This is a genomic window from Demequina sp., from assembly GCA_024707205.1.
In the GTDB taxonomy this organism is placed as follows: Bacteria; Actinomycetota; Actinomycetes; order Actinomycetales; family Demequinaceae; genus Demequina.
This window is the reverse complement of the sequence record JANQAD010000001.1, coordinates 2,385,418-2,402,384: the sequence shown is the minus strand read 5'-3', so window position 1 is coordinate 2,402,384 and position 16,967 is coordinate 2,385,418. Positions and strand designations below refer to the sequence as shown.

17 protein-coding genes, 1 tRNA gene and 2 pseudogenes are annotated in these 16,967 nt (G+C 68.2%); 13 read left to right on the top strand and 7 right to left on the bottom strand.

Annotated features, from left to right (window positions below; translation table 11 throughout):
* Positions 1 to 21 precede the first annotated feature (21 nt).
* The 10 genes from NVV57_12310 (at position 22) to der (ending at position 8,571) form a co-directional block, all read left to right on the top strand.
* The gene (locus tag NVV57_12310; protein MCR6713411.1) at positions 22 to 846 is read left to right on the top strand and encodes an AAA family ATPase; all 825 of its coding nucleotides are present in this window, start codon (positions 22 to 24) and stop codon (positions 844 to 846) included.
* Between the two features lie 5 nt (positions 847 to 851).
* Positions 852 to 1,676: a segregation/condensation protein A gene (locus tag NVV57_12305; protein ID MCR6713410.1), complete on the top strand. Its 825-nt coding sequence runs from the start codon at positions 852 to 854 to the stop codon at positions 1,674 to 1,676.
* Positions 1,673 to 2,218 (top strand): SMC-Scp complex subunit ScpB, encoded by a 546-nt coding sequence (scpB, locus tag NVV57_12300; protein ID MCR6713409.1) that lies wholly within the window; start codon positions 1,673 to 1,675, stop codon positions 2,216 to 2,218. Before NVV57_12305 ends, scpB begins: the two co-directional genes overlap by 4 nt.
* Positions 2,218 to 2,967 (top strand): rRNA pseudouridine synthase, encoded by a 750-nt coding sequence (locus NVV57_12295; protein ID MCR6713408.1) that lies wholly within the window; start codon positions 2,218 to 2,220, stop codon positions 2,965 to 2,967. Before scpB ends, NVV57_12295 begins: the two co-directional genes overlap by 1 nt.
* A 1,371-nt stretch (positions 2,968 to 4,338) precedes the next feature.
* The gene (aroH, locus tag NVV57_12290; protein MCR6713407.1) at positions 4,339 to 4,701 is read left to right on the top strand and encodes a chorismate mutase; all 363 of its coding nucleotides are present in this window, start codon (positions 4,339 to 4,341) and stop codon (positions 4,699 to 4,701) included.
* Between the two features lie 2 nt (positions 4,702 to 4,703).
* Complete coding sequence (locus NVV57_12285) at positions 4,704 to 4,853, top strand: hypothetical protein (protein ID MCR6713406.1); 150 nt, start codon at positions 4,704 to 4,706, stop codon at positions 4,851 to 4,853.
* A gap of 55 nt (positions 4,854 to 4,908) precedes the next feature.
* Positions 4,909 to 5,745, top strand: coding sequence for a prephenate dehydrogenase/arogenate dehydrogenase family protein (locus NVV57_12280; protein MCR6713405.1), 837 nt, complete (start codon positions 4,909 to 4,911; stop codon positions 5,743 to 5,745).
* A complete protein-coding gene (gene cmk / locus NVV57_12275) occupies positions 5,742 to 6,410 on the top strand; it encodes a (d)CMP kinase (protein MCR6713404.1) in 669 nt (222 codons plus the stop codon). Before NVV57_12280 ends, cmk begins: the two co-directional genes overlap by 4 nt.
* Positions 6,407 to 7,102, top strand: coding sequence for a 1-acyl-sn-glycerol-3-phosphate acyltransferase (locus NVV57_12270; protein ID MCR6713403.1), 696 nt, complete (start codon positions 6,407 to 6,409; stop codon positions 7,100 to 7,102). The genes cmk and NVV57_12270 overlap by 4 nt, the downstream gene beginning before the upstream one ends.
* Entirely contained in the window at positions 7,099 to 8,571 is a 1,473-nt protein-coding gene (gene der, locus NVV57_12265; protein ID MCR6713402.1) for a ribosome biogenesis GTPase Der, read from the top strand. The genes NVV57_12270 and der overlap by 4 nt, the downstream gene beginning before the upstream one ends.
* 18 nt (positions 8,572 to 8,589) lie before the next feature.
* On the opposite strand, the gene NVV57_12260 is transcribed toward der, so the two are convergent.
* From NVV57_12260 to pcp, 3 genes are read right to left on the bottom strand one after another with little or no spacing between them, the layout of a single operon-like run.
* On the bottom strand, positions 8,590 to 9,024 hold the full coding sequence (locus NVV57_12260; GenBank protein MCR6713401.1) for a DUF1801 domain-containing protein: 435 nt from the start codon (positions 9,022 to 9,024) through the stop codon (positions 8,590 to 8,592).
* Positions 9,025 to 9,033: 9 nt separating this feature from the next.
* Positions 9,034 to 9,603 (bottom strand): DUF4865 family protein, encoded by a 570-nt coding sequence (locus NVV57_12255; protein MCR6713400.1) that lies wholly within the window; start codon positions 9,601 to 9,603, stop codon positions 9,034 to 9,036.
* Entirely contained in the window at positions 9,600 to 10,208 is a 609-nt protein-coding gene (pcp, locus tag NVV57_12250; protein MCR6713399.1) for a pyroglutamyl-peptidase I, read from the bottom strand. The genes NVV57_12255 and pcp overlap by 4 nt, the downstream gene beginning before the upstream one ends.
* Before the next feature lie 42 nt (positions 10,209 to 10,250).
* Here pcp and NVV57_12245 point away from each other — a divergent pair, with 42 nt between their 5' ends.
* Positions 10,251 to 11,444 (top strand): GGDEF domain-containing protein, encoded by a 1,194-nt coding sequence (locus NVV57_12245; GenBank protein ID MCR6713398.1) that lies wholly within the window; start codon positions 10,251 to 10,253, stop codon positions 11,442 to 11,444.
* 16 nt (positions 11,445 to 11,460) lie between these two features.
* A tRNA-Pro gene (locus tag NVV57_12240) sits at positions 11,461 to 11,534 on the top strand.
* 59 nt (positions 11,535 to 11,593) lie between these two features.
* Here NVV57_12240 and NVV57_12235 read toward each other — a convergent pair.
* The 4 genes and pseudogenes from NVV57_12235 to NVV57_12220 form a co-directional block, all read right to left on the bottom strand.
* A pseudogene (locus NVV57_12235) lies at positions 11,594 to 12,273 on the bottom strand (alpha/beta hydrolase).
* Positions 12,270 to 13,609, bottom strand: a pseudogene (locus NVV57_12230) (FAD-dependent oxidoreductase). The pseudogenes NVV57_12235 and NVV57_12230 overlap by 4 nt, the downstream one beginning before the upstream one ends.
* 54 nt (positions 13,610 to 13,663) lie before the next feature.
* Entirely contained in the window at positions 13,664 to 14,377 is a 714-nt protein-coding gene (locus NVV57_12225) for a gamma-glutamyl-gamma-aminobutyrate hydrolase family protein (GenBank protein ID MCR6713397.1), read from the bottom strand.
* Positions 14,374 to 16,092, bottom strand: a complete 1,719-nt coding sequence (locus NVV57_12220; GenBank protein ID MCR6713396.1) for a DEAD/DEAH box helicase — start codon at positions 16,090 to 16,092, stop codon at positions 14,374 to 14,376. Before NVV57_12220 ends, NVV57_12225 begins: the two co-directional genes overlap by 4 nt.
* 75 nt (positions 16,093 to 16,167) lie before the next feature.
* Here NVV57_12220 and NVV57_12215 point away from each other — a divergent pair, with 75 nt between their 5' ends.
* Positions 16,168 to 16,965, top strand: coding sequence for a transglutaminase family protein (locus tag NVV57_12215; GenBank protein ID MCR6713395.1), 798 nt, complete (start codon positions 16,168 to 16,170; stop codon positions 16,963 to 16,965).
* The last annotated feature ends 2 nt before the right edge of the window (positions 16,966 to 16,967 follow it).

Below are 16,967 nucleotides of genomic sequence, written 5' to 3'. Positions count from 1 at the left end.
GCGCGCGATAAGGTTGGCCACGTGACCGACTTCCCCGTGCCCGCCCCACTCACCGGTCACGGCCCCGCGCGCGTCGTGGCGCTGTGCAACCAGAAGGGCGGGGTCGGCAAGACCACGACGTCGGTCAATATCGCGGCCGCGCTCGCCGAGTACGGGCGTCGCGTGCTCCTCGTGGATTTTGACCCGCAGGGCGCCGCCTCCGCGGGCCTCGGCGTACAGTCAAACGACCTGGAAACGACCGTTTACGACCTCCTCATGCGCACGGGGCCCGACGCTCCCAAGACCAAGGACGTCATCGTTGCCACTCGCTGGGAAGGCTTGGATTTGCTTCCCGCCAACATCGACCTGAGCGCGGCAGAGGTGCAGTTGGTTGGGGAGGTGGCCAGGGAAAGCGCCCTCGCACGCGCGCTGCGCCCCGTTGAGGACGAGTACGACGTGATCCTTGTGGACTGCCAGCCTTCGCTCGGACTGCTGACGGTAAACGGCCTGGTAGCGGCCCACGGCGTGCTCATCCCGCTCGCGGCGGAGTTCTTCGCGATGCGCGGGGTCGCCCTGCTCGTCGACACGATCACCAAGGTGCAGGACCGCCTCAACCCGCGCCTCACGATCGACGCGATCATCCCCACCATGTACGACGGCCGCACCCTCCACAGCCACGAGGTGGTGGAGCGCGTGCGCGACGGCTTTGGCGACAAGGTCACCGAGACGATGATCCACCGCACCGTGAAGTTCCCCGACGCCACGGTCGCCGCCGAGCCCATCACCACCTACGCGCCAAACCACACGGGCGCCAACGCGTACCGCGAGCTGACGCGCGAGCTGGTGGCCCGCGGCGTCTTTGCCTGAGCGCGATGACCGCAGAACTGCTTGAGTCCGGGGGCGGCGGTTTCAACGTCCACCTGGACAACTTCGAAGGGCCGTTTGACCTGCTACTGTCCCTGATCTCGCGGCACCAGATGGAGATCACCGAGGTCTCTCTTGCGGCCGTAACCGACGAGTTCCTTGCCATGATCACCGCGCACGAGAACGAATGGGACCTCAGCCAAGCAAGCGAATTTCTCGTGGTCGCCGCAACCCTCCTCGACCTCAAGGCCGCCCGCCTCCTCCCGCAGGGCGAGGTCGAGGACTACGAGGACCTGGAACTCCTCGAGGCCCGCGACCTGCTCTTCGCCAAGCTGCTGCAGTACCGCGCTTTCAAGGAGGTCGCCGCCGACCTGGACCGCCGCCTCGGCGCCCCCGCGCGCACTCCAAGAGACGTCACCCTCGAGCCGCACTTCGCCATGGTCTTGCCGGAGCTCGTGTGGCTCGCGACCCCGGAGATGATGGCGGAGCTTGCGGCGCACGCCCTCCAGCCAAAGCCCGACGCCCCGCTCGTCTCCACCGCCCACCTCCACGGCGCGGTGGTGAGCGTGCGCGAGCAGGCGGCTATCATCGTGGGTCGGCTTCAGCGCGAGGGTGCCCTCAGCTTCCGCGAGCTGGTGGCCGACGCTGACCACGTCAACGTTGTCGTCGCCCGGTTCTTGGCGCTGCTTGAGCTCTTCAGGGAGGCCGCGGTTGCCTTTGAGCAGGCACGCTCGCTAGGCGAGTTGACGATCCGCTGGACCGGGAGCGGCGACGTGGACGTATCAGGGGAATTCGACGACGTTGACCTAGTAGAGGAGGCAGAGCGCTCATGAGCGAAGAGCAACACGTACGTGGCGCTATCGAGGCCATCCTCATGGTCGTCGACGAGCCCGTTGCCCCCGCGGACCTGGCGGCCGCGCTCGAGGTGCCGGAAGCGTCGGTCCTTTCTGTGCTTGAAGCCCTGCGCGACGAGTTCGCTAACCCAGACAACCCGCGCGGCTTTGAGCTGCGCGCCACGGACGGGCGGTGGCGCTTCTACTCGTCGCCCTTGTACGCCGACGCTGTTGGCGCCTTCCTCGTGGAGGGCCAGTCCGCGCGGCTTTCGCAGGCGGCGCTCGAGACTTTGGCCGTGATCGCATACCGGCAGCCGGTGACGCGCGGGCAGGTGTCGCAGATCCGCGGCGTCAACGTGGACACCGTTGTCAAGACGCTCAGCGCGCGCGGGCTCATCACGGAGGTGGGGGAGTTGGGCGGTGCAGTGCTCTTTGGCACGACCACCCAGTTCCTCGAGCGGCTTGGGTTGGGGTCGTTGGACGAGCTGCCGCCGCTCGCGCCGTTCCTTCCCGACCTCGCGTCGATCGACGAGGCGTCCTGATGGAAGAACTCGAAATACACCGCCCGGAGGGGATCCGGCTGCAGAAGGTACTGGCCTCTGCAGGGGTCGGGTCGCGTCGGTCCTGCGAGGATCTCATCGAGGCGGGTCGCGTGCGCGTGAACGGCGAGGTGGTGACGCAGCTTGGCGTTCGCGTTGACCCGGACCTTGTCGCGATCGATGTGGACGGTGAGCGCGTGTGCGTGGACTCGACGGCGCTGACGATTGTGCTCAACAAGCCGCGCGGCGTGGTCTCGACGATGAGCGATCCTGAGGGCCGGCCTTCCCTGGAAAAGTACGTCTCCCAGTACCCCGAGCGGCTGTTCCACGTTGGCCGCCTCGATGCCGAGACCACCGGTGTGCTGCTGCTCACGAACGACGGCGAGTTGGCGAACCGCCTCGCACACCCCTCGTTCGGGGTCAACAAGATCTACGTGGCCAAGGTGCGCGGGCAGGTGCCGCGGTCTTTGGCGACGACGTTGCGCGCTGGCGTTGATCTGGACGACGGCCCTGTGCGCTGCACGGGCGCGGCAATCCTGGACATCGGCAAGGACGCGTCGCTGGTGCAGGTGGAGCTGCACGAGGGTCGCAACCGCATCGTGCGCCGCATGATGGACGCCGTTGGATTCCCGGTGATCGACCTGGTGCGGACGCAGTTTGGGCCCATCCGGCTGGGGACGCTCGCGCCGGGGGAGACCCGGGAGCTGTCGCCGTCTGAGATCGGCAAGCTGCAGCAGGCTGCTGGGTTGTAGGAATTCCTGTGAAGGTGTCGCCCTGGATTCGTCGCGAACCGCTCGCTTCGGCAGTGGCGGAGCTGCAGGAACTGCTTGGTGCTCCGAACTACGCCAAAGTCGATGACGGCGTAGTCTTCACGCGGGGTGATCTCGCGGGGACTGTCTACGTTCATGCACCGTCTTCACTAGACATGCCCCTTGTCACCGACGTCGAGGTCGCGCTTGGTCTCCATGAGGGACCCGACCACGCATTGGTGTATATCTCGACTTGGCAGGCTGCGCACAAAGCAGTTGGCCGCTACAACGTCAGCGCTCCCCAACGGGCCATCGACGATGCTCGAGGACTTTCGCTCATTCGTCTTTCCATATCTCGCGCAGGTCGATGGTGCTTCGGGACTCGTTGACGCGCTGCTTGACGGAGCGTTTCCCGTTCCGCGCGGAGCAGTCCCGGCGCAGAGTGTGACCGCCGCTTGGCGTGTTGCGACCGAGGCGCACCTGCCATCGACCTATTCGGAACGCGCTGTGGAACTCGTCAGCTCACGAGCCTGGGACAAGACGTCGGCAGAGCACCTCAAGTGGTTCGGCGACCGATTCGGAATGCCGATTGGCGAAGTCCGCCGTACGAAGCGCTGGCCTTTGGCAGGCGGCCGGTGACACCCGACTCCGCGTCGCAGGGCGAAGTCTTGGCAGAGTCGGGCGGCGTTCAACTTCTACATCGCCCGGACTCCGACAAGGGCGACTTCGCGGTTGTCTTCTTGCCTGGCTCGGGCGGAAACCAAGGGCGCGACGTACACGTCGCCGCTCTTCGCGACCCGCAGGGGCGGGCCGATGCGGCCGTCAGGTGGGATCGCACACCGGATTCGGGAACGTGTACGGCGTGGTTCTCAGACTTCGACGGTGGATACGACGTGGTGCAGTTTCGCGCTGTGCCACAGCCGCTGCTAGAACTTCAGGTTCATGACGAGACCGAGTTCCTCCAAACGAGGAGCCCCTGGCGTCTTGTCACCGGCTCTGGCGCGAGTGTCGCCTTTGGGACGCGGGGCGAAGCGGGGGAGACAGGATTTGGCATCAGGCAACCTGGCGCAATGACGGCGACGACAATGAGGGACGGACGGCTTCGTAGGGTTCGCCTCGATGGGGCCGCAAAAGTCATACCGGGTCGCCAATTGCCGTTTGTTGTCGGCGAGCTGTACGCCCAGTACATGCCACCCTCGGCGACGGTATTCGCTTGGGCCCTCAGACCTGGGTCGGTCTCCAGCGACTACGCACGCCTATCTTTCGACGGCACGTGGCTTTACGTTGAGTGGGGCGTCATCGTCGAATCGCATGCCGCGGCGTAGGCCAGCGATGGCGACGCTCGGTCTCCGCGCCCCCGATACGATTACCCCCATGACCATCCGCGCTATCCGTGGTGCAACCACGCTCAACGCAGACGAGCGCAGCCACCTCCACGAGCGCACCAAAGAGCTCATCGAGGCCATCGTCGCGGCCAACAACCTCGACATCGACGACGTCATCTCCGTGTTCTTCACCTGCACGCCCGACATCGTCAGCGACTTCCCGGCCGCCGCCGCCCGCGAGCTCGGCTTCGGTGCCGTCCCGCTCATGTGCGCGCAGGAGATGGCCGTCCCCGGTGCCCTCCCGCGCGTGGTCCGCGTCATGATGCACGCCCATCTCGACACTCCCCGGGACGAGATCAGCCACGTCTACCTCCATGAGGCGGCGTCCCTCCGCAGGGACCTCGCGCAGTAGTCATGACCCGCGTACACATCGTCGGCGCCGGCCTCATCGGCGCGAGCCTCGGCATCGGCCTCACCGCCGAAGGCTGGGACGTCTCCGTCGACGACGTCGACCCCGAGACCGCCCGCCTCGCCCGCGCTCGGCGCCGGCGGCGAACTCGGTGACGCCCAACCGGACGTCGTGATCGTGGCCGCCCCACCGTCGGCCGCCCCAGAGGTAGTGGCAAAGGCCCTGGCAACATGGCCCGACGCTGTGGTCACCGACGTTGCGAGCGTCAAGTCACCGATTGCCCAAGCGGCGCACGACACCGGCTTTGGCGACCGCTACGTGGGCTCGCACCCCATGGCGGGACGCGAGATCTCCGGTTCGCTCGCCGCGCAGGGCGACCTCTTCAAGGCGCGCCCGTGGGTGATCTGCCGCAACGGCGCCACCGACGCAGCGGTGGAGCGAGTCACCGCGATCGCCGAAGCGCTCCAGGCGGACGTGGTGTTCATGGAGGCCGTGGCCCACGACGCGGCGGTCGCGCGCGTGAGCCACGCCCCGCAAGTCGCGGCGAGCGCGGTCGCCGCGGCCCTCGGCACCCTGCACCCGGACGACATCGCCCTCGCAGGCCAAGGCCTCAGGGATGTCACAAGGATCGCGGCGAGCCAGCCCGGCATGTGGGCCGACATCGCCCGCCTCAACCGACACAACCTCGTCGCCACGCTGGACCACATCATCGGCGACCTCGAGGACGTGCGCGAGGCCGACGACATCGGCGAAGCCCTCACCGACCTCATCGAGCGCGGCCGCCTAGAAGTAGATCGCATTCCAGGTAAGCACGGCGGTGCGCCCCGGGACTGGGCCGGCGTCACGGTGATCGTCCCCGACACGCCCGGCCAGCTCGTGCGCCTCCTCCAAGAGACCGCCGCGGTCAACGTCAACGTCGAGGACATCTCCATCGAGCACTCGCCGCGCCAGAGCGTCGGCCTCACCACGCTCTTTGTGCTCCCAGGAAGCGCGACAACCCTGGTAGAGGCCCTGGAAGCCAACAACTGGGAGGTGGTGCGCTCGTGAGCGGCATCGTCATCGCCATCGACGGGCCCGCCGGGACCGGCAAGTCCACGGTGGCGCGGGAAGTAGCCCGCCGCCTCAAGCTCGCCTACTTCGACACGGGCGCCACCTACCGCGTCGGAACCCTGTACTGCCTTCGCGAGGGCGTGGACCTCTCGAACGAGTCAGACGTGGCCGCCATGGTCGAGACCATGAACGTCGAGCTTCGCCTCGATCCCGCCAACCCGCGCGTCATCCTCGACGGCGAGGACGTCTCCTCCCTGATCCGCACCGACTCCGTGGCCCTCACCGTGTCCAAGATCGCCACCAACCTCGAGGCCCGGAACATACTTGGTCACATGCAGCGGGACGTTATCGCCGGCGAGCTAGAGGGCGGCTTCAGCGAGGGCCGCGGCATCGTCGCCGAGGGTCGCGACATCACCACGGTCATCGCGCCCGACGCCCCGGTTCGGGTTCTCCTGACGGCCGACGAAGACATTCGGGTTGCCCGACGGGCGGGTGAGGGGGCCGACAAGGCCACCGTCCGCGAGGCGGTGCTTGGGCGTGACGCCAAGGACTCGACAGTGGTCAACTTCCACATGGCGGCCGACGGCGTGCACTCGATCGACACGAGCGAGCTCACCATCGACGAGGTGGTCAACGCCGTGATCGCGTTGGTGAACGCATGAGCAAGAAGGTGCCCACACACTGGGGCCCGCGCTGGTCGCGTTGGGTGGGGCGTGGCCTCGCCCGCGGGCTGTGGAACACCGAGGTGCGCGGCAAGAAGAACATCCCCAAGAAGGGCCCGGGCATCGTGGTCGTGAACCACGTTGGCTTCATCGACGGCCCGGTGGTCCACGGCGTGATCCCGCGCCTCAACTACTTCTTGATCCGCGCTGACATGTTCAAGGGACCGCTCAAGCCGCTGCTGCACGGCGCCGCCCAGATCCCGGTCGAGGGTGACGGCCGCAGCGCGCTCGCCAAGGGTCTCGCGGTGCTGAGACGTGGCGACATCGTCGGAGTGTTCCCCGAGGGAACCCGCGGCGGCGGCACGGCCCAACAGGTCCACGGCGGAGCCGCATGGCTCGCGGTCCAGTCCGGCGCGCCGATCATCCCCACCGCGCTGCTCGGCACCCGCCTGCCGGGGGAGAGCGTGAACCTGTGGCCAAAGCCGCGCCGCCGCATCCTCGTCGAGTTCGGCGAGCCCATCCAGCTTGACCTGCCCCCGGAGCTCAAGGGCCGCGCCCGTCAGACCGCGGCATCGGAACAGGTAGCTGCGGCCCTGCGCGGCCAACTCGACAAGACCCTGGCGACCACCGACCTGGTGCTGCCAAAGGACGACCCTTTGCGACAGCGTCGGGCCAATACGGAGGCGCCATGAGCGAGGACTTTCCCGAACCCCACGAGAGCGATCCGGAGGAGAGCCTCGACGAGAAGCGCGAGGCGGCGCTCCGCGCGGGCCTCGAGGCCTACGAGCTCACGGACGACGACCTCGCGACCCTCAGCGACGAGTTCGAGGAGACCCAGGAGCGGCTGCCGATCCTCGCGATCGTCGGGCGACCGAATGTGGGCAAGTCCACCCTGGTAAACCGCATCATCGGCAAGCGGCTCGCGGTGGTCGAGGACACGCCTGGGGTCACGCGCGACCGCGTCACCTACCCGGCGGAATGGGCGGGAACGGACTTCCTGCTCATGGACACCGGCGGTTGGGAGCGCAACGTCACGGGCCTCGACCTCAGCGTTGCCCAGGCCGCGGAGGCCGCGATCGACATGGCCGACGCCATCTGCTTTGTCGTGGACGCGACAGTTGGCGCCACCTCGAGTGATGAGCACGTTGTGCGGTTGCTGCGCAAGGCCAACAAGCCCGTAGTGCTGTGCGCCAACAAGGTGGACGGACCGCAGGGCGAGCTCGAGGCGGCTGCGCTGTGGAACCTCGGGCTGGGCGAGCCATATCCCGTCTCGGCCCTCCACGGTCGCGGCACGGGCGACCTCTTGGACGCGTGCATCGCCGCCCTGCCAACCGAGCTCGAGGACGAGACCGTCCCGGAGGGCGCGCCAAGGCGAGTCGCGCTCGTTGGCCGCCCCAACGTCGGGAAGTCATCGCTGCTGAACCAGCTCGCAGGCACCAACCGCGTGGTGGTGAACGAGGTCGCGGGCACCACGCGCGACCCCGTCGACGAGCTCGTGCAGATCGGCGACCGGATGTGGACGCTCGTGGACACTGCGGGAATCCGACGCCGCGTCCACCAGACGTCGGGCGCCGACTTTTACGCGTCCCTGCGCACGAGCACGGCGATCGAGCGCGCCGAGGTGGCCCTAGTGCTCATCGACGGATCGACGCCGCTCATGGAGCAGGACACGCGCGTGATTCAGCAGGTGGTGGACGCGGGCCGGGCGTTGGTGCTCGTAGTCAACAAATGGGACCTCGTAGGCGAGGACGAGCGCTACCTGCTCGAACGCTCCATGGAGCTCGACCTCGTGCGCATCCCCTGGGCGCCGCGCGTGAACCTCTCCGCGAAGACCGGCTGGCACACCAACCGTCTGGTGCCCGCCATCGACCTCGCGCTCTCGAGCTGGGATCAGCGTGTTTCGACGGGCAAGCTCAACGCGTTCCTCGGCGAGATCGTCGCGGAGCACCCGCACCCCGTGCGCAGCGGCAAGCAGCCGAAGATCCTGTTCGCGACTCAGGCATCAAACCGGCCGCCGCGGTTCGTGATCTTCGCCTCAGGCTTCCTGGACCCGCAGTACCGACGCTTCCTCGAGCGCCGGTTGCGCGAGAAGTTCGGCTTCGAGGGCACGCCCATCCAGGTGTCCGTGCGAGTGCGCGAGAAGCGGGGCAAGAAGCGCTAGCCAGCCGCAGCGTCGGGCCTAGGACTGGCCCGGGTAGTCCACGCCCCGGAAGTCCTTGCGCGCGAAGCCAAGCGCGATGAGCTGCCGCAGCACGTCGTCGTCCAAGGCGTCGAGCCGGTTGGCGTAGACGCAGCCCATGCTCTCCGTGTGTGGCCCAAGCGCGGGCAGCAGTTCCTGCTGCTCGGCCGTCTCGCGCAGTCCGTACAGCGAGAGCTTCGCCTTGCGCGGCGCGAAGCCAACGGGGAACCACACGCCCGTCTTCCCGGACGCGTACGTGTAGGTCATCTCGCCGTAGCCGACCATCGTCGGGCCCCACATGACGCCGGGGTCGCCGGTCACCGACGAGAAGATCGCGTGGAGCCGCTCACCCTCGACCCGCCGCTTCTCGGGCTCCACGCCCGCGAGAAAATCCGCGACGGGGACGTCCGTCTTCTGTGTCTTGAGCTCGGCCATCGCGACCTCCTAGGGATGGTTCTGCGCGGGGTTGGCGACCGCCCGAACCACGGAGAACAGCCGGCCGTTGTAGGAGCGCGGCCGCCCGCGCCACGCGTCGATGCTCACGTCTTCCCAGGTATTCGGGTCGAGTCCCCGGCACGTGAGCGCGTTCGCGCGCCCGGCCGCGGCCCGCGCCGCCGCCTGCCGCTGGCCCGCGACGATCGACGAGATAGGCCCGCCGTCCATGCGCGGCCGCACATAGAGGCCCGCGTGCGTCACCCCACTGAAGATCGCGCGGTTGAGCTGCACCGAGCTCACCGTCCAAATACGGGCCGACGGCCGGGCCAGCTTTCGCTCGACCTGCGCCGTTGCGTCGCCCCAGAGAAACTCCGCCATGCGCGAGGTGTTCGCCCAGACGGTGAGCATCGCCACCGAGTTGCGCACGTAGTCGTCGACGCCAGCCACCGAGATGGCCGTCACTCCCGCGAGCAGCCCGGCGGAGGCCTCGAGCGCCTCGGCGGTGGACTCGGCGGTGGCGCGGATGGCGTCCATGTCGCTGTTGAGCGGAACGTCGATCACCCAGGTGAGCGCGATCACGAGCGGGCCTCCACTGCGGCATCGATGACGATCCCCAACGCCCGGGCGATGACGCCGGTGGCCATCGTGGGCACGTCGGGGCCCAGTTCCATCTGCGGAGACGCGGGTACGTGCACAAAGCCAGACGATACGCCCAGCCCAACCAGCGCGTGCTGGAGCGCGTAGAACGCGTCGTTGCACACGTAGGTTCCCGCGGTCATGGACGGCTCGGCCGGGATGCCGGCGTCTTTGAGCGCGGACACGATCGCGGTCACGGGCAGGGTCGAGAAGTACGCGGCCGGGCCACCGGCCACGCACGGCGTCTCGACCGGCTGGCGCCCGGCATTGTCGGGGATGCGCGCGTCGCGCAGGTTGACCGCCACGCGTTCCGGGGTGACCGCAGAACGGCCCTCGGCAACGCCAACCGCAACCACAACGTCGGGCGTGTGCGCGGCAACGTGCTCAACCAAGCGTCGGCCCCCGGAACCGAAGACAACGGGAAGGCGACGCACCACCAATTCGTGAGGCCGCGACCACGTGTCGGCGAGCATCTGGACCGCGTCCCACGACGAGTTTGCGCGGGCGTCTGCGAAGGGCTCAAAGCCCGTGAGGAGCACGCGTGCCATGGCATGAGAATACGTGCTTCTGGGGGCCTGTAGCCTTTGGCTGTGTTCGATGTCGAGACTCTGAGGCTGATGCTCGGAATAGTGTCTCTCGCGGTGCTCGCTTTGTTCTATTTGGGTGTTTACCGGCCAACACACTCGCCTTTCTCTGGCTGGTGGACCATCGCGCTGCTGTGCGCGGCGGCGAGCTCGGTGCTCCTGTTGGCCAATGGCACGGACCTCCAGGTGTACACGAATCCGAGCTCCACATTCGTCTCCGTCGTGGGTGCGATCTGCGTGTGGTTCGCCACCCGATCGCTGCGCAAGCGACCCAATCCGGTGTGGCTGCTCGCGGTCGCGCCAATTCTCGCGGTGGTGGTCGCGTGCTTCGATCAGCCGTCCACGAACATCTGGGCCGGAAACGGACTGCTGTTCGCGCTGATGGCCTCCGGGTTCAGCCTTGGCGCCTGGGAGGTTTGGGGCGCGTGGGCGCAGCGCCGTTCGGAGCCCGACGCTCGCGACAGTGGCGAGGCCATCACGGCTCTCGCGGTGAGCGGCATCGCGGCCACCGTGCTTGGCGTGCTGTACGTCGCGAGGTTCGCGCTGTACATGGGGCTTGGAAGTGACCACCCGCTGTTCACCGGCGCGGTTGGCTCTTCGACAACCTCCGTCACGCTGCTCATCTGCCTCGTGGCGGTGACCTTCTCCGTCTCCGCGATCGGCTGGGATCAGCGCACGCGGGCGCTGCGCCGCCGAGCCGCTGAAGACGACCTGACGGGCCTCCTGGGCCGCACCTCGTTCCTGGCGCGGGCACAGGACGCGATCGCCGGCTCCGGCGGTCGACGCTCCGGCCAGTCGTGGCTTGTGATCGCGGACCTCGATAACTTCAAGCCGATCAACGACGAGTTCGGCCACCAGGCGGGGGACCGCACCCTGCAACGCTTCGCCGAGGTCGCCCGCGGCGCCCTTCGCTCGTCCGACGCCATTGGGCGCCTTGGCGGCGACGAGTTCGGCTTTGTGCTCGAGAACCTTGGCGAGGAGGCCGTGCTGGCGCGGCTTGAGGAGATCCGCGAACGGCTCGCCGCCGGGCCCGACGCGCTGGGCCACGTGCTCCCCACCGCGAGCTTCGGCGTCGCCCAGTGCCTGGCGGACCTGACCCTTTCCGAGGTGCTCGGCCGCGCGGACGCCGCGCTCTACGACGCGAAGGACGCGGGGCGTGACCGTGCGTCCGTGTTCCAGGACGCTCCGGGAGTCCGGTAGCATTATCAGGCTGTCACGGGCTGTGGCGCAGTTTGGTAGCGCACCTGACTGGGGGTCAGGGGGTCGCAGGTTCAAATCCTGTCAGCCCGACGTTGTGTGGGCCGTTTACCAGGGATGATTCTGGTGGACGGCCCTTTGTGATTCCACGGTCACCCCTCGGCTCCGGCGAGCAGCTCCACCTGCTCCAGCACCGCGGCCTTCGCGAGGATGCGGAAGTGCCCGCCGGTCTCCAGCTCCACGTTCTTCGCTCCCGGCAGCGCGCTGCGCGCGGGAATGTGCGGGTCGAAGGCCCCGTAGACGGACACGATCCGTGAGTTGACAGCCTCGTCCGAGGCCAGGGCACGCAGATGGACGTCCTTGGGGAGAAGATCCGCAGGCTCGGCGCGAGCATGTACTTGGCGTAGACGGAGCCCGCGAACGGCGTGGCCACGGCCACCATGCCGCGCACCCTGGGCGAACTGCCCGGGTGGAGCATCGCCTGCTTGCCGATGAGTCCGCCTTTGCTGTGCGCGAGGATCGTGACGTCGTGGAGGTCCTGCTCGTCGAGGAAGCGAGTCACCACGGCCGCGGACTCGGGAACCGGCCTCACGTTCAGCCTCAGCGCCGGGACCGCGTACACGGGGTGGCCGTGGTCGTGAAGCTCCGTGATCAGCGGTGTGAGGAACTTCCAGGACTCGTAGACGCCCGGGATGACGAGGATGGGCGCCTTGTCGCCCTGGCGCAGCTCCGCGGGGTCCAGGCGCGCCATTGCGCCTCGAGCCTGCCAGTACAGCACGTAGCTGTAGTCCGACGCCCACCAGCCGGCGGCGCGCACCCAGCGGGCCGTCACTCGGGAGCCTTGTCAGCGCTCCGCGCCCACGCCCCTTCGATGGGCACCTCGCGGCCAAGCACGTTGCACGCGGCACGATGACCGGAGAGCATGGCCGCGGGGACCGTGGCCGGGTCGTCGGTCCACGTGGCCTCTCCCGCGAGGTGCAGCACGCCGCCTACGGGCGTGGCGAGCACATCGTGGTCCTCGGTCGCGGCGCCGAGCATCATGAACGCATACGAGCCGAGGGCGAAACGGTCGTCCTGCCAGTGCGTCACGGTCGCCGAGGCGGGCTCGACTGCCGTGGCGGGGTACAGCCGTCGCAACTGCTGCATGACGGACTCGGCGACGTCCGCGTCGGTCCACTCCTGACCGCCCTAGCGGCGGGACCGGCGGCGAACGTGAGCAGGGTGGGCTCACCATGGAGGGCGGTGAGGTCGTACCAGGAGTGCCACCAGCGGCCCTCGGGGCCCTGCTGACGGATCGCGTAGACGCCGTCGTCCCAGAACTTCTCCGGAAAGCGCAGGAACACCTTCTCAAAGGAGTTCATGGTGAGGCGCGACAGCGCACCCGCGACCTCCCCAGGCAGCGGGGGAGTGATCACGAACTCCGAAGACTGCAGCACGCCCACCGGCACGGTGACGATGACGGAAGCCGCCAAAACGGTACCGCCGGAGCTCTGCACAACCACGCCGTCGGGCCCCCACTCAACCCGCGTCACGATGGCCCCAAGCCGGATATCCAGCCCATCCGCGAGACCTTCGGCGAGACGGCCGTAGCCATCGGGGAAGACCACCTCGTCGCCGTCGATCGAGTCGTCGTCGAGCCCGTGGGCCGCGAGGTCCTCGATCCACGCGCCGTACTGCTCCTCGCTCCGGTGCTCGAGGTACTCGCGCACCCGCTGGGTGCGCTCCGCATCCCAGCCCATCGACGCAAGCGCGTCCTCGGTGACGTCGCGGTACGACGCGATGGGCGCGGAGTCTGCGACAACATGGATCAGCGAGGCGTCCAGGGCATGCACGTCGGCGGCAAATGCGGCGGACGCCTCTGCCGAGAGCCGCGCGCCGTCGGGCCCGAAGTTGGCGATGGGCCTGCTATCCACCTGGTATCCGCCAACCGTGAACTCGTGCGTTTCCATTCCAAACGCTCGCGCGGCCTCGGCGACGGGCGAACCGTTCACGCCGTGGATCCACGACGCGCCCAGGTCTGTGGGATGCGTCCCCGAGCCGTCCGTGAACACGCGGCCCCCGATGCGGTCGCGCGCCTCGAGCACCACCACCGAGCGTCCTTCGCGGGTCAGGAGTCGCGCCGCGGTGAGCCCGGCGACGCCAGCGCCAACGACGATCACGTCGATCATGGCCTCAGCATCCCACTTTCGCTTCGTGTCTTGGCTGGGGGCGCGAAAGTTGCACTACGCGCTGTAAGCAGCCGCCGCCGCGACAAACGCCTCGAAGAGCGCGGTGCGGTCGTCCTCCTCCGGGTGCCACTGGACAGCAATGCAGAATGGCGCACCCGGAGCCTCGACGGCCTCGACGATCCCGTCCTCGCTGCGCGCGCTCACAACGAGCCCCTCGCCCACCGCGTCGATCGCCTGGTGATGGTAGACGGGCACCACGGACTCCGCGGGGTGCAGCTCCGCCACACGCGTGCCGGGAATCGTGGACACCCCAATGGAGCCGAACCGGTCACCCTCGCCCTCGTGGCGCTTGTGTCCCACAACGTCCGGCACGTGCTGAATCAGCGTGCCGCCCCGTGCCACATTGAGCACCTGCGACCCGCGGCAGATCCCCAGGAACGGCATCCCGCGCTCAAGAGCCCCGCGCGTCAGCGCCAACTCCCACTCGTCTCGCATCGGGTGAGGAGCGTCATTGTCGGGGTGCTCGGTCTGGCCGTAGAGCGCGGCGTCCAGGTCGGCGCCACCGGTGACCACAAGCCCACTGATGCCGTCAAGGACAGCAGCAACGGCGTCGGGCAGCGCGGGCTGCGGCGGGAGGACGGCAACCGCGGCGCCCGCGGCCACAAACGCCTCCCCGTAGTGCCAATGCAGAAAGACGGCCTCCGTGTCCCACACTCCAGACTGGGCGCGGTCCAGAACGCTCGTGATACCGATGACGGGAGCGTTCATGACCGAGGGTGACGGGGCTTGCGGTCCTTGCGCGGCGCACCGGCGCGACCCGCGCGGGGACCCCCGGGGCCGGTGTCGAGCCGCAGCTCGATGAGCTTGCCGCTGATGCGCGTGCCACTCAGTTTGCGGAAGGTCTCGGGCGGGAGTTGGGCCGGCAGCTCAACGAGCGAGAAGTCCGGGAGTATCTTGATCGCGCCAAAGTCGCTTCGCGCGAGCCCGCCCTCGTTGGCGAGCGCGCCAACGATCTGCCGCGGCTCCACCTTGTGCCGCTTGCCAACGGCGATGCGGTAGGTGGCGAAGCCGCTTGCGGGTGCCCGACGCTCCCTTGGCTCTCGCGTGCCGGTCCCCTTGTCGGGGGCGAAGGCCTGCGCCTTTGGCTCCTCCTGTGGATCGAGGAGCAGGGGAGTCTCGCCTTGGGCCACGACGGCGAGGGCAGCGGCGACATCCGACTCGGGGACGTCGTGGTGCTCCACGTAGTGCGCGATGATGTCGCGGAAGCGCGCGACGCGCGCCTCTTGCCCCAGGGCCGCGGTGATGGACGCGTCGAAGCGGGCGAGTCGAGTCGCATTGACGTCATCGACGCTTGGCCAGTGCATCTCGGTGAGGGGCTGGCGAGTCGCCTTCTCGATGGCGCCGAGCATGCGCCGCTCGCGCGGGGTCACGAAGCTGATCGCGTCCCCCGCGCGGCCCGCGCGGCCCGTGCGGCCAACCCGGTGCACGTAGGACTCGGTGTCGATGGGGATGTCGAAGTTCACCACGTGGCTGATGCGCTCCACGTCGAGCCCGCGCGCGGCGACGTCCGTCGCGACCAGGATGTCGAGCTTTCCCTCCCTTAGCTGCTTGATGGTGCGTTCGCGCTGCACCTGCGCAACGTCGCCGTTGATCGCCATCGCGGCGAATCCCCGCGCGCGCAGCTTCTCGGCAACGGTCTCCGTGTCGTTCTTGGTGCGGGTGAAGACGATCATCGCCTCGAAGTTCTCCACCTCGAGGATGCGCGTCAGCGCGTCGACCTTCTGGGCGAAGCTCACGATCAGGTAGCGCTGCGCGATGGTCGAGGACGTGGTGGTCTTGCGCTCGATCGTGATCTCTTGCGGGTCACGGAGGTACTTCGCCGACAACCGCCGGATCTGCGCCGGCATGGTCGCGGAGAACAGCGCCACCTGCTTGTCCTCCGGCGTCGAGGCGAGGATGGTCTCCACGTCTTCCGCGAAGCCCATCTTGAGCATCTCGTCTGCCTCGTCCAGCACCAGGTACTTGAGCTGGGACAGATCCAGCGTGCCCTTGTCGAGGTGGTCCATGATGCGGCCGGGCGTGCCTACGACGATGTGGACCCCGCGACGCAGCGCGGACAGCTGCACGCCGTAGCCCTGGCCGCCGTACACGGGAAGCACGTGCACGCCCTTGTGGTGCGACGCATACCGCTCAAATGCCTCACACACCTGGAGCGCGAGCTCCCTCGTGGGCGCGAGCACGAGCGCCTGCGGCGCCTTCTGGTGCAGGTCGAGTCGGGCCAGGATGGGCAGGGCGAAGGCCGCGGTCTTTCCCGTGCCCGTCTGAGCAAGTCCCACCACGTCGCGCCCGGCCAAGAGTGGGGGAATGGTCTGCGTCTGGATGGCCGACGGCGTCTCGTAGCCCACGTCTTTCAGCGCCTTGAGGATGGTCCCCTCGAGGCCGAGGTCTTCGAAGGTTGTCTCGTCGTCTTCCGTAGCGCTCATGCGATAAACCTAGGCGCTCTTTGGCCCCGGCGTGACGGGTACCCGCCCAATACGCGCGCGTGGCACGATTGGCCCGTGCATCGCTCCGTGGCCGCAGACCTGACGCTGAACGTCCTCGAGCCCGCGCGCCTGATCCTGTCCATCGCCGTCGCACGCGGCGAGGGACTCGCCGTAGACGACGAGCTGGTCGTCGAAATCGACGGCAAGCCGGCGCTCGTGACCGAGCTCACCGACCACCATGGAAGCCGCCTGCACACCATCGACGCAGGCCCCGGTCGCATGTCGGTGCGCTACTCCGCCGAGGTGGACGGGCGAACGGAACCGCCCGCCTTCCGAGACTTCGACGGCATCCTCTACTTGCGCCCCAGTCGCTATTGCGACTCGGACACGCTGTATCCCACGGCCCAGGCGGAGTTCGCCGGTCTCAAGGGGCACGCGCTGCTCGCCGCCATCTCGAGCTGGGTCGGCTCGCGGCTCGAATACATCCCCGGCTCAAGCCAGCCAACCGATGGCGCCGTCCAGACGCTGCTGAGCCGCAGGGGAGTGTGCCGCGACTTCGCGCACCTCTCTGTGGCGCTGCTGCGCGCGCGCGACATCCCCGCGCGCGTGGTCTCCGTCTACGCCCCCGGACTCGCCCCCATGGACTTCCACGCGGTGTGCGAGGCGTACGTTGACGGCCACTGGTACGCGATCGACGCCACGGCGCTCGCGCCGCGGCACTCGCTGTTGCGGATCGCCACGGGCCGCGACGCGTCCGACATTGCCTTCGTGTCCACCCACCACGGCGAGGTCACCCTCGAGGACATGGAAATACGCGCCGTGGTCGACACGCTGCCCACAGATGACACCACTGAGCTCGTCGAGCTCGGTTGAGA